The sequence below is a fragment of the Sodalis sp. RH19 genome (assembly GCF_047324215.1).
Lineage (GTDB): Bacteria > Pseudomonadota > Gammaproteobacteria > Enterobacterales > Enterobacteriaceae > Acerihabitans.
The window spans coordinates 3,364,883-3,377,648 of record NZ_CP178734.1 but is presented as its reverse complement, the minus strand read 5'-3'; the positions used below and the strand labels follow the sequence as shown (position 1 = coordinate 3,377,648).

The window sequence follows — 12,766 nt, the reverse complement described above, 5'->3', positions numbered from 1 at the left end:
GCCGGATAGCGCGCCGTTCAGGCCGGTTTTTTCGCGCCTTGCCGGCTGACGATATTTTCCCGCAGCCTATTAATTTCCTGATTGAGCCTCTGCAACTGGGCAAGCTCCATATCGGCGTTGCAAAACAGCGCCTCGGACAGGCACGATGACGGCTCTTCCAGCCGTTGTCCTTTATCGGTGATGGAGATCATGACCTGCCGCTCGTCCTCGGGATTGCGCACGCGTTCGATAAATCCCTCCGTTTCCAGCCGTTTAAGCAGCGGCGTCAGCGTACTGGTTTCCAGCCCCAGCGCGTCGCCGATGCTGCCGATCGGTTGTTTGCCCTGTTCCCACAAGACATTCAGCACCAGATACTGCGGATAGGTCACGCCCATGGCGTCAAGCATCGGTTTATAAAGCCGCTTGATGGCGATGGAGGTGGAGTAAATGGCATAGCAAAGCTGCTCCGCCAGACGGGGACGATGTACCACGGCATGCTCCTTAAGCACCAGTCTGAACGGTATCATACCACCGTTAATCGCTTATTAGCTATCGCGATAACAAATAGCTTGACATCAAAGGGTGCGCTGCTATTGTTAATAGCATATTACTTATCGCGATAAATGTTATTGAGATAATTAATATTCACACCAACTATTAACGAGGAAAACTTTATGCTGAAGAAAACGCTGACACGTCTGGCCGCCGTCATGGCATTGTCTTTCGCCACCCTGGGCACCGCGCTGGCAAGTCCCGTTAAAAATATTGTCCTGGTCCATGGCGCTTTTGCCGATGGTTCCGGTTGGCAAGAGGTGACCCGCATCTTGGACAAGGCCGGCTATCATGTTGCGATTGTGCAGGAGCCGCAAACGTCTTTGGCCGACGACGTCGCGGCCACCCGCCGGATTCTCGGCCAGCAACAGGGCAAATCGCTGCTGGTCGGGCACAGCTATGGCGGCTTTATTATCAGCGAAGCCGGCCAGGATCCTTCCGTTGCCGGCCTGGTGTACATTGCCGCTTTACAGCCTGAAAAAGGGGAAACGCTCGCCGGTCTGTCAGGCAAAATCCCTCCGGCCACGAAAGGCATCGCCGAAACCGCCGACCATTTCCTCTACCTGAAACCCGAACTTTATCACGCCGATTTCGCAGCCGATCTGCCGGTGGGCCAGGCCAGCTTTATGGCACGCTCCCAGGTCATGCCCGCCGCCGCTATTTTCACCACGCCTGCGGCGGAACCGGCCTGGAAAACCAAACCCAGCTGGGCGTTGGTCGCGACGCAGGACCGGGCCATTAATCCGGATCTGGAGCGGTTCATGGCCAAACGCGCGCAAAGCCATGTCGTTGAAGTCAAGGCCAGCCATGCGGTCTTCGCCTCACAGCCGCGGCAGGTCGCGGCGCTGATTGAGAAGGCCGCGCAAAGCCTGTCCGAGTAACGCCGGCCGATAACGTCACCGCAAATCCAAGCCATTATCCCGGCGGTAAACGGGAAATGGCTTCAACCCCACTGAGTGAAATGCCAAGGCAACACGGATAACCACCGTCGCCATCCGCCAGGCCATGCTGTTCTCCGGCCCGGTAAACAAGGTAGAATCCCCGCGTGCCGTCATGGTGACGGCTCATCAGCAAGAGTTTGTCTCGTTATTGTTCTTATTAAGGAGTTAAAGTGAATCAATTACCCCATTGCCCCCAATGCGGATCCGCCTTCACCTGGCAGGACGCGGAGCACTACAACTGTCCGGAATGCGGGCATGAATGGTCGGCAACGGCGGATGCGACTGCCGCCGGGGAAGGGTTGATCGTTAAGGATGCCAACGGCAACCTGCTGGCGGACGGCGACACGGTTACGGTTATAAAAGATTTAAAGGTGAAAGGCAGCGCCTCGTCGCTGAAAATCGGCACAAAAGTAAAAGGCATTCGACTGGTTGAAGGCGATCATAATATTGATTGCAAAATCGACGGCTTCGGTGCGATGAAGCTGAAATCGGAATTTGTCAAAAAAAGCTGAATGGCCACCGTCGGTTATCCCTGGTTTGCGCCAGTATCAGGGATGGACGGGACCTTGATGGTAAACGAGACGATACCTGGGCGGCGGCTCGGGTGGTTGCCCGTGCCCCCACATCGCGGGTAAAGATTGCCTGCACGTACCCTGTGCAGTGCATGCTCTATCTTAAGATTAATTATTATTTATTTTAAATTACATTCATACCAACTGAAATATATATCTCTGTTCAGGTACATAAGTTATTTCAAGGCAAAAAAGTTTAATTGCATGACAAAAATTAAATCCCACGCCATGATACGCATCGCCCAGACGGGCATGGCCGATATATAATTTCAGGATCTGCCTTTTGCGGACATGATATGTGGAATAAAATAGTATGTTACCTTGCTATCAGATAAATACAGCAGGTTATGGCGCACTGCCTATAAAAGAAGACACGGATGAGGATAAGGTTGATAGCCGGTTTCAGGACAATTCCCATGCGTCACATGCGCTAGAACAATCCCTAAAGTTACAGCAAGACCTCGCCGGTATAGAGGTTGCCACCGAACCATTGATAAAACATGCAACCAGTATTTGCCGCCAGCTGGATGCATTGGCGGGCGATTTATTAGCGACGCTGAAGGCCGATGAATTACCGGACGCGGAACGTATGCTGGATAGCGTAACGACTCTGCTTGAAAAGGGAGGAGACATTACGTTATCCACCTGCCCGGGCACGGCGGAGCATCAACTGGCGCTGCATCTTCGCCATGAGCTGCGTCAGCATCCCGGGGCGACGTTTTATGACCGCGGGCGTGTAATGATTGATTTTATCGGCGCCGTCATGAGCAATGATTATACCATTGTGACCGGTACCGGTGCGCGCCGCATCGCTAATGTTATTACCGTGGCGACGCGCACCGGCACTATTGTTGCTTTTACTACCCTGCTGCGGCAAATGGTCGGTTTTGCTGTGGAAAAGAATTTCCTCTTGCTGGGCGCGACAGCCTCGTTACCGCCACGCCTGGTCGCGGGCATTGTCTCGATGTTGTTGGGACCCGCGCTTAACCTGGCCGGCGCGGTGCGTGATGAAAGGAACGGCACCGCCACCATCGTCTCGCGCGCCTCCCGTATTGCCATGGGATTATTAAGCTCCGGCGCGCTGATGCTGGTGGCAAGCCACCGGCCAGGTTTTACTCTTGGAACGCTGATGGGATCCGTGGGGGCGCAGACGCTGACCTATACCTTGATGCGGGATCTGCTTCAACTGTTTTTTCCCTTGCACGATAATGGCGGTCTGAATGCCGGCGGCCTTATCTGTTCCAGCCTGTTTTACGGCCTGGCGCAGGGGGTGCTGGGCGTCGCCATGACGGGGCTCGCGCCGCATTCGGGCGCCGGCTATGTCATGGATGAAGCCGAACGGATCACCAAACAGATGATGGATTGGGCTTCCGCCGCCAGTGCGGCCGCGGTGGTTATACAGCCGAATATTGTCCATGACCTCCTGCGCGGCGCGTTGAATGCCCTAACCGAGGTATTTGACGATCTGCAGCGCCCGGCGCTGATGCGCTGGTTCGCCGCTACGCCGGCAACGCCACTGCTTCGTCGTCGCACCGGCCATTCTTGCGCCCCCAATACACCGACGTCGCGCCGGGAAGGGGTACGCATCGGGCTAAGCCGGCCGCGCATCGGCAACGGCCACTGGCCGACCGCCGGGCAGGCCGCAGAACAATTTCTCACCACCAATGCCATGCGTACCTCCTTCTTTACCGCAGTGACCAGCATCGCCCTGACGGCGGCCTCGGTATTGGGTACCACCCGTTTGACCAATACCGATCAGCTTTTGGTGGTCAATACGCTTATCGCCGCCGTGGTGATGGTGGGCTATCCGGCTTTTATCGCGGCCCATGATAAGCCAGAGGCAACACCTGTCGCCGCGAAGGTGTGAGCAATGCTAATGTGTTCTTTTGAAAGACGTCGATGTTTGCCCATCCGCTGGCACAGGCCAATCGGCTTTCTCCCGCTGTTGCGACGCGCTGGCTTTCAGCGACGATAGCGCTAATGGTTAAAAAAAAAGCATAAATCTTAACAGTTATAACGTCTCTGCCGGTACAGGACGGGCTGCTATGGTAAATGAACAGCCCGTTCCCCTTCGACCTGGCGCCGCTTGGCTAAAATACTATAATTTTTCAATAAACTGATATTAAAAGACTTAATGTAAGTTACTTGCATAGCCATTTGATTAAATTTATTCATCATTTTTTTGATGGAAAAGTTTGAATGGTCCGTTTATGGTTATCTGATAACCTCCGGAAAATAATGACCGGCCCTATTTTTTGATATTCACTGTCCGCTGGAGAATGCCATGGGGTAATATTAATACAGATACAGGCATCCAGCTTGATGCGGCGCGCTGATTAGCCACAAAAGCAAGTTGCATTAATTGATACACCAAAATATGTCGCAGCAGCGTAAGAGGCAATCATCCCTGGATTTTTTTGCCGGTCACACCTGCGCCATCGGATAATATCGATCGCGGAAATGTGATGTGGGCTTAAGTTTTTCCGCCCGTGGGAGCCGATATGTCCATGGCGAAAGTAGTGGGCGTGAAAAATTAATGCGCCCTTTGTTATATATTCTCTGATTTGGCAAAATACGCATTTGACAGGCACGCGAAGACTATAATACAACCTATAAATATTGTTGATTTATCATCAGAAAGGGATGATCGGTCATGGCTATTTATTAACTGTTACTGGGGTGGGGCATGGACGGATCATTGATTTTCTGTAAAGATGCTATTTTGAGATTTCGTTCGGATTATGATGATTTGACGGCTATCCCATTGTTGTCTTTACAGTCGTGCCTGGAAGAAAATGATCCCTTTTTCTTGCTAAAATTTTTTCGTCATCCGGTTATCATTGAGCAAGATACCACCTTATCCCATATGTTGCTGGCTATTGAGCCTTGGGCAATAATGTTAGGCATCTATCTTGATATAGACGTTATGGCCTATATTGATGAAGTGAGAAAACCCTCCCAGGCGCAATCGATATTTGACTGGATCGGCCTGCAAAAAGTGACATCGATTCATCGCGCTTATCAGCACCAGGACAGTAAGCCCGGTGACGTTTTTCCAACCTATTCAAACCGCGAACGCATTCCAACCAAGCGGTTTGATATTGAAGTCAACTACAGCGCCAATGGTTATAAAAATAATGATAAAGAGCATTATAGTATCAGCGGCGATATCCATACCATCAAAAACGTACCTGTGGTGGTAAGCGACAGACAAGTCTTGGCCAGCTATGGTTATGAAAATGATAATCTCATGAATCGGGAATATGCAGGAGTGTCGGTTAATAATAAAATAAGATATATCCAGGGAGAAATGAATTTTTGTTTTTATGAGGTGATGGAAGCATTATTCAGTGATGGACTATTCTATTCATCCCCGCAGGCCGCAAATGCTAATCTGGCGATGATAAAAAAAATGGCGGAAATGCTGGACAGTAACGAACCCGATGGCCTGGAAGAACATGCCGATGAGAATTCAGATAATACTGACAACGTCTATACCGATAAAAAAATAGCCATCTCTATTGCGGAAGGCGTGCTGGATCCGCTGATCGACCATATCGAAGCAGAAAAAATGTATTGGCGCTACATAAAATCATTGTGTGATTCCAATAGCGAGCGGCCGGTAAGAATCGGCCGTATTGAGGAAGCCAGATTGCCGGAATATCGCTTTTCCAACTTTATCATGGAGGATGTCGATTGAGGCTATCGCGGCGTTGCGTATTCCGGCTTAAAAATATTGACGCCAGTGACGGCGTCAATACACAACAACTTTATTCGTAACGTCGGAAATAGACTTCCAGCCTGGCCTGTAGTTTGCTGAGCACGGTGCTGAACATGAGGTAAATAAATGCTGCCTCAATATACAGTATCAGGGGTTCATAAGTGACGGACACGATACGCTGCGCCGCCAGGAACATTTCCGGCACGGTGATCACCGCCGCCAATGAAGTATCCTTGATCAGCGAAATAAAGGAGTTGGCCAGCGGCGGCAGCGACACAAATACCGACTGCGGCAAGATTACGCGGCGCATGGCCTGGTTGCTGCTCATGCCGATGGCGTAGGCCGCTTCCCATTGTACCTTGGGGACCGACAGTATGGCGCCGCGGATAATTTCCGAGCTATAGGCGCCGACGCTGAGGATAAACCCTATCAGCGCAGCCGGAAAAGCGTCCAGGGTGATGCCGGCGCTGGGCAAACCATAAAAAATCAGGAATAACTGCACCAACAGCGGCGTACCGCGTATCACCCAGACATAAAAGTCCATTATCCCTTTTAGCGGCTGCGGACCGTACAGGCGGATCAGCGCCACCACGAAACCCACCGCCAGCCCGCCGATAAAGGAAAGTATCGCCAGCGGCAAGGTAAACATGACTCCAGCGGCGAACAATCGCCAGAAGGAGTCCAACATCAGTTGTAGCCACGGCGGCATCTGCTAGAACTCCTGCTGCAAAAACATTATTGAGAAATGTCCTGACCGAAGTAACGAATGGCGATGGTTTTATAGGTGCCGTCCGCTTTGACTTCATCCAGCGCGGTATTCAGCGCTTTCACCAGATCGGGCTGATTTTTGCGGATCAGGATGCCTGAAGGGGCGTTGGCGTCCTGGGTGGCGACGATTTTCAGCGGCGCGTCCGGTTTGTGTTTTTTGAAGTCCAGGAAGGACAGGTTATCGTTAAGCGTTGCGGTCGCGCGGCGGCTCAATACCAAATCCAGCGACTGGTTAAAACCGTCGGTGGGCACCAGCTCGGCACCGTACTTGGTGGCCACTTGGGAATAATTACTGGTCAGGCTTTGGGCGGCTTTCTGGCCTTTGAGGTCGTCGAAACTCTTGATGGTCGTATTGTCGTCACGCACGATCAGCACGACTTTCGAATCGATATAGGGCTTGGAAAAATCATATTTCGCCTGGCGTTCAGGCGTAATGCCCACCTGGTTTATCACGGCGTCATAACGCTTGGCGTCCAGGCCGGCGATCAGGCCGTCCCAGCGTCCTTCGATAAACTTCGCCTTAACGCCGAGTTTCGCGGCGACCGCCCGGCCGAGATCAACGTCAAATCCCACCAGCTTATCGCTGCTATCATGGTAGGTATAAGGCGCATAGGTACCTTCGGTGCCGAAGGTGATGGTGCCGGCGGCTTTAATCGCCGCGAGGCCGTCTTCCGCCTGCGCCTGTACTGCGGTAACAAGCAGCGAACCGGCTAAAAGTGCTAATGTCGTTTTTTTCATCGTTATTCCTGAAGTGACAAGGTAAAGGGCGCGCAACGCGCGCATGCCTGAAGATGTCGGGAATGCTAATCCACTTTGGATCTTCCAATAAATGTTATTAAGTAATTAGAAAGTACATAAAATTATAACAGATAGTTTAATAAGAACTTTAGTGCATCAATACAGTGGTTACAAGCGAAAAATGCGGCCTCCGTAACCCGGCCGGTTCAGGTTATACTCAATGGCAACGATAGCCGCGACAGGGGACCTTTTCCCGTTTGACACCCCTGTTATCAGGATGGGAGTATCATGAACGACAGCGATCTTTTAATGCTCAGCACCCGGATTGGGGCGGCGCTGAAACAGACCGGCAGTGTTATCACCTGTGCCGAGTCCTGCACCGGCGGGTGGGTGGCCAAGGTCCTCACCGACGTCGCCGGCAGTTCAGGCTGGTTCGAGCGCGGGTTTGTCACTTACAGTAACCAGGCCAAATCCGAGATGCTGGGCGTCAAGGCCAGTACCCTCGAACAGCATGGCGCGGTCAGCGATCCGGTGGTATTGGAAATGGCCCGTGGCGCGCTGGCGGCGGCGGGGGCGGATTACGCCGTAGCCATTAGCGGTATCGCGGGGCCGGACGGCGGAACGCTGGAGAAGCCGGTCGGCACCGTGTGGTTTGGTTTTGCCGGCCGGCACCGGACGGTGTTCTCGCAGTTGATGCATTTTGACGGTGATCGGGATGCGGTGCGGCGTCAGGCGGTACATTTCGCGTTAAAAACCGTCATAGACACATTTCTCTGAAAATGTACTTGATACTGTATGATTGTACAGTATAATTAGCATCAGTATCGGCATAGATGTTTGGCGAAAAGAGGGTAGCGATGTCGCTCCCTGCTTGATAGGAGTTGAAATGGCTATTGATGAGAATAAACAAAAGGCGTTAGCAGCAGCGTTAAGCCAGATTGAAAAACAGTTTGGCAAGGGCTCTATCATGCGCCTGGGTGAAGATCGTTCAATGGATGTTGAAACAATCTCCACTGGTTCTCTTTCCCTTGATATTGCACTGGGCGCCGGCGGCTTGCCCATGGGACGCATCGTTGAAATCTATGGGCCGGAATCGTCGGGTAAAACCACCCTGACCCTGCAGGTGATTGCCTCCGCGCAGCGTGAAGGTAAAACCTGCGCGTTTATCGATGCCGAGCACGCCCTTGATCCTATCTACGCAAAAAAACTTGGCGTGGATATCGACAACCTGCTGTGTTCGCAGCCCGACACCGGCGAACAGGCCCTGGAAATCTGCGACGCCCTGACCCGTTCCGGCGCGGTTGACGTTATCATCGTCGACTCCGTGGCGGCGCTGACCCCGAAAGCTGAAATCGAAGGCGAAATCGGCGACTCGCACATGGGGCTGGCGGCACGTATGATGAGCCAGGCCATGCGTAAACTGGCGGGTAACCTGAAAAACGCCAATACGCTGTTGATATTTATCAACCAGATTCGCATGAAGATCGGCGTCATGTTCGGTAACCCGGAAACCACCACCGGCGGTAACGCGCTGAAATTCTACGCTTCGGTACGTCTAGACATACGCCGCATCGGCTCCGTCAAAGAAGGCGAAGTGGTGGTGGGCAGCGAAACACGCGTTAAAGTGGTGAAGAACAAAGTCGCCGCGCCGTTTAAGCAGGCTGAATTCCAAATCCTCTATGGCGAGGGTATCAATATCCGCGGTGAACTGGTGGACTTGGGCGTTAAGCACAAACTCATCGAAAAAGCCGGGGCATGGTATAGCTACAACGGTGAAAAAATCGGTCAGGGCAAGGCCAATGCCTGCGTGTTCCTGAAGGAGCGCCCGGAAATTGCGGCGGAGCTGGATAAAAAACTGCGTGATATGCTGTTAAACAGCCCTGAAACGACCAGTTTTGCCGGCGAAAGCGACGATATTGATGAAAGCGCGGCCCGTGAGAGCAGTGAAGAGGCATAATACCGCCCGGGCAGGGGACCGGGGGCGGTTTGTCCCCTGGGTCGCCGGCCTATGAGCACATTGCTCGATCGCGCCTTACGTTTGCTCACGCTGCGCGATCACAGCGAAGCGGAGCTGCGTCGTAAACTGGCGACGCAGCCGGCCGCCAGGCAGAGATTCAAAGCAAGAGCGGTCGTTAAGGCGGCGGATGCGCTGGAGATCACAGAAGACGATATTCAGGAAGTTATTGACTATTGCCTGCAAAATGACTGGCTGGACGATGCCCGTTTCGCCCTGCGTTATGTGAACAGTCGCAGCAAAAGAGGCTATGGCGAACAAAAGATCCGCATGGAACTGTTGCAAAAGGGAATAGACAGGGAAATCATAGATAACGCCTTTACCGAAGCACAAATCGATCGGTCGGCGCAGGCGCAGGATGTTGCCTGGAAAAAATTCGGCCAACCGCTTCCCCCCGATCGGGAGGCCCGGGCCAAAGTGCAGCGTTACCTTCTTTCCCGCGGTTTTTCCTACGATGAGATTCGATCAATTTATATAAATTTTTAATTTGATGGCCTGTGGGATTTTACTTCCCCTCCAAGAAAATTTATCTTATTCCCACTTTTGAGTTCGTGAACGCTACTGTAGCGCCCCAATACTGCGCTATTCTGTTTCCGATCCGTTCGTTTAGCTTGATTCCAGGACAACTATGAGCAAGAGCACCGCTGAGATCCGTCAAGCGTTTCTCGATTTTTTCCATAGCAAAGGCCACCAGGTAGTTGCAAGTAGCTCCCTGGTGCCAGATAACGATCCGACATTGCTTTTTACCAATGCCGGCATGAACCAATTCAAGGATGTTTTCCTCGGGCTGGATAAACGCCAATACCGGCGTGCCACCACATCCCAGCGCTGCGTGCGCGCGGGCGGTAAACATAACGACCTGGAAAATGTCGGGTATACCGCGCGCCACCATACCTTTTTTGAGATGCTGGGTAATTTCAGCTTCGGCGACTACTTCAAGCAGGACGCCATCAACTTTGCGTGGGAACTCCTTACCGGCGCCGCCTGGTTCAACCTGCCGAAGGAAAAGCTCTGGGTGACCGTCTATGCCACCGACGACGAGGCCTATAACATTTGGGCGCGGGACGTCGGCGTGCCAGAAGAACGCATTATCCGCATTGGCGACAATAAAGGCGGCGCCTATGCGTCGGATAACTTCTGGCAGATGGGCGATACCGGTCCCTGCGGCCCGTGCTCGGAAATTTTCTACGATCATGGCGATCATATCTGGGGCGGTCCTCCGGGAAGCCCGGAGGAAGACGGCGATCGGTACATTGAAATCTGGAATTTAGTGTTTATGCAGTTTAACCGTCAATCAGACGGTACCATGCTGCCGCTGCCCAAGCCCTCGGTGGATACCGGCATGGGACTGGAGCGCATATCCGCGGTGCTGCAACACGTTAACTCGAATTATGACATCGACCTGTTCCGTACGCTTATCGAGGCGGTGGCGCAGGTGACCGGTTGCGCCGACCTGGGCAGCAAATCGTTACGCGTGATCGCCGACCATATCCGCTCCTGCGCCTTCCTGATTGCTGACGGCGTGGTGCCGTCCAACGAAGGCCGCGGCTATGTCCTGCGGCGCATCATCCGCCGCGCCGTACGGCATGGCAACATGCTGGGCGCCGGGGATGCCTTCTTCCATCGGCTGGTTGCGCCGCTGATTGACGTGATGGGTCCGGCCGCCGCGGAGTTGAAACAGCAGCAGGCAAGGGTTGAGCAGGTGCTGCAAACCGAGGAAGAACAATTCGCCCGTACGCTGGAGCGCGGCCTGGCCTTGCTGGACGAGGAACTGGGCAAGCTTAAGGGCGATACCCTGGACGGTGAAACCGCCTTTCGCCTGTATGATACCTATGGTTTCCCGCTGGACCTGACCGCCGATGTCTGTCGTGAGCGGCAACTGAAGGTGGACGAAGAGGGTTTTGAGCGGGCCATGGATGCGCAGCGCCGCCGCGCCCGCGAGTCCAGCGGTTTCGGCGCCGACTACAACAGCATGCTGCGCGTGGATAAAGCCACCCGGTTCTTCGGTTATGACGAAGCGCAGCATACCGGCACCGTGGTCGCGTTGTTTCGCAACGGTGAGCCGGTGCAGTCCATACGCCAGGGTGACGACGCCGTTGTGGTCCTGGACGAAACGCCGTTTTATGGCGAATCCGGCGGCCAGGTGGGCGACAAGGGCGAGCTGAAGGCCACGCAGGGGCTGTTTACGGTCGACGATACGCAAAAGTACGGCCAGGCGTTCGGGCACGTCGGCCGGCTGGCCATGGGCGAACTCAAGGTCGGGGATGCGGTGAGCGCCAGCGTGGACGAAGCGCGCCGCTCCCGTATTCGCCTTAACCATTCCGCCACCCACTTGTTGCACGCGGCGCTACGGCAGGTGCTGGGCTCCCATGTGGCGCAAAAAGGCTCTCTGGTCAACGATCAATACCTGCGTTTCGATTTCTCCCACTTTGAAGCGATGAAACCCCAGCAGATCCGTGCCGTGGAGGATATCGTCAACCAGCAAATCCGCCGGAACCTGCCCATCGAGACCGAGATCATGGATCTGGAGGCCGCGCGCGGCACCGGGGCCATGGCGCTTTTCGGCGAGAAGTACGACGCCAAGGTACGGGTGCTGCGCATGGGTGATTTCTCCACCGAACTGTGCGGCGGTATCCATGCCAGCCGCACCGGGGATATCGGCCTGTTCCGCATCATCTCCGAATCCGGCACCGCGGCCGGCATCCGCCGCATTGAAGCCGTGACCGGCGAAGGGGCTTTAGCCAGCCTGCATCAGCAAAGCGATTTGATTCATGGCATCGCCCAGTTGGTCAAAGGGGATAACCAAAGTCTGGCGGATAAGGTAAAAGCCCTGATCGAGCGCTCCCGGCAGTTGGAGAAAGAGATCCAGCAGCTCAAAAGCCAGCAGGCGGCGCAGGAAAGTTCGGCGCTGTCCGGCAATGTTAAGCTGGTTAACGGCGTGAAGCTGCTGGTCAGCAAACTGGATAACGTTGAACCCAAGATGCTGCGCACCATGGTGGATGATCTGAAAAACCAGCTGGGGTCGGCGGTGATTGTGCTGGCGACCGTCGCCGATGATAAAGTCAGCCTGATCGCGGGCGTCACCAAAGATTTAACCGACCGCGTTAAGGCCGGCGACCTTATCGGCCAGCTGGCCCAGCAGGTGGGCGGCAAAGGCGGCGGCCGGCCTGATATGGCCCAGGCCGGCGGTACCGACGTCAAGGCGCTGCCCGCGGCATTGGCCGGCGTAGAGGCCTGGCTGGCGACTAAAATCTAAAGCGGATAAGAATACGTTATGATAAACGCCATAGCTTTCTGTTAAGTTATGGCGTTTGGATTCGTATTATCCGCTGAGTCAAAAGTTAGGCGCGAAGCTGGTCATATCGACTAAACTTATACCAGATGTTGAAAGTCGTCAGCCTGCTGGCATTTTATGTCGCTTACATGACTTACGTTTTCACGGTATATGATGGATAATGGCGGGAAACTGAGAGACCCGACT

Annotated in this window: 11 protein-coding genes; 8 read left to right on the top strand and 3 right to left on the bottom strand. The window is 53.8% G+C overall.

Going from position 1 to position 12,766, the window contains the following annotated elements:
• Positions 1 to 17 precede the first annotated feature (17 nt).
• Entirely contained in the window at positions 18 to 470 is a 453-nt protein-coding gene (locus ACL2XF_RS15385; protein ID WP_413727113.1) for a MarR family winged helix-turn-helix transcriptional regulator, read from the bottom strand.
• 183 nt (positions 471 to 653) lie between these two features.
• On the opposite strand from ACL2XF_RS15385, the gene ACL2XF_RS15380 reads away from it, so the two are divergent.
• The 4 genes from ACL2XF_RS15380 (at position 654) to ACL2XF_RS15365 (ending at position 5,744) form a co-directional block, all read left to right on the top strand.
• Positions 654 to 1,412 (top strand): alpha/beta hydrolase, encoded by a 759-nt coding sequence (locus ACL2XF_RS15380; protein ID WP_410016326.1) that lies wholly within the window; start codon positions 654 to 656, stop codon positions 1,410 to 1,412.
• A 230-nt stretch (positions 1,413 to 1,642) separates the two neighbouring features.
• Complete coding sequence (locus ACL2XF_RS15375) at positions 1,643 to 1,984, top strand: zinc ribbon domain-containing protein YjdM (RefSeq protein ID WP_410016325.1); 342 nt, start codon at positions 1,643 to 1,645, stop codon at positions 1,982 to 1,984.
• Between the two features lie 550 nt (positions 1,985 to 2,534).
• Entirely contained in the window at positions 2,535 to 3,911 is a 1,377-nt protein-coding gene (locus ACL2XF_RS15370) for a hypothetical protein (RefSeq protein WP_410016324.1), read from the top strand.
• An 819-nt stretch (positions 3,912 to 4,730) separates the two neighbouring features.
• Positions 4,731 to 5,744: a hypothetical protein gene (locus ACL2XF_RS15365; protein ID WP_410016323.1), complete on the top strand. Its 1,014-nt coding sequence runs from the start codon at positions 4,731 to 4,733 to the stop codon at positions 5,742 to 5,744.
• Between the two features lie 70 nt (positions 5,745 to 5,814).
• Here the strand turns inward: ACL2XF_RS15365 and ACL2XF_RS15360 are convergent, their stop codons facing one another.
• Positions 5,815 to 6,474, bottom strand: coding sequence for an amino acid ABC transporter permease (locus ACL2XF_RS15360; protein WP_410016322.1), 660 nt, complete (start codon positions 6,472 to 6,474; stop codon positions 5,815 to 5,817).
• Between the two features lie 26 nt (positions 6,475 to 6,500).
• Positions 6,501 to 7,271 carry an amino acid ABC transporter substrate-binding protein gene (locus tag ACL2XF_RS15355; RefSeq protein ID WP_410016321.1) on the bottom strand — a complete coding sequence of 257 codons (771 nt, stop codon included), beginning with the start codon at positions 7,269 to 7,271 and terminating at the stop codon, positions 6,501 to 6,503.
• 288 nt (positions 7,272 to 7,559) lie between these two features.
• Between ACL2XF_RS15355 and pncC the strand changes: the two genes are divergently transcribed.
• The 4 genes from pncC (at position 7,560) to alaS (ending at position 12,541) form a co-directional block, all read left to right on the top strand.
• Positions 7,560 to 8,048: a nicotinamide-nucleotide amidase gene (gene pncC, locus ACL2XF_RS15350; RefSeq protein WP_413727112.1), complete on the top strand. Its 489-nt coding sequence runs from the start codon at positions 7,560 to 7,562 to the stop codon at positions 8,046 to 8,048.
• 109 nt (positions 8,049 to 8,157) lie between these two features.
• Complete coding sequence (gene recA, locus ACL2XF_RS15345) at positions 8,158 to 9,228, top strand: recombinase RecA (protein WP_410016319.1); 1,071 nt, start codon at positions 8,158 to 8,160, stop codon at positions 9,226 to 9,228.
• A 51-nt stretch (positions 9,229 to 9,279) separates the two neighbouring features.
• Positions 9,280 to 9,771, top strand: a complete 492-nt coding sequence (locus ACL2XF_RS15340) for a regulatory protein RecX (RefSeq protein ID WP_410016318.1) — start codon at positions 9,280 to 9,282, stop codon at positions 9,769 to 9,771.
• A gap of 142 nt (positions 9,772 to 9,913) precedes the next feature.
• The gene (gene alaS, locus ACL2XF_RS15335) at positions 9,914 to 12,541 is read left to right on the top strand and encodes an alanine--tRNA ligase (protein ID WP_413727111.1); all 2,628 of its coding nucleotides are present in this window, start codon (positions 9,914 to 9,916) and stop codon (positions 12,539 to 12,541) included.
• Positions 12,542 to 12,766 lie beyond the last annotated feature (225 nt).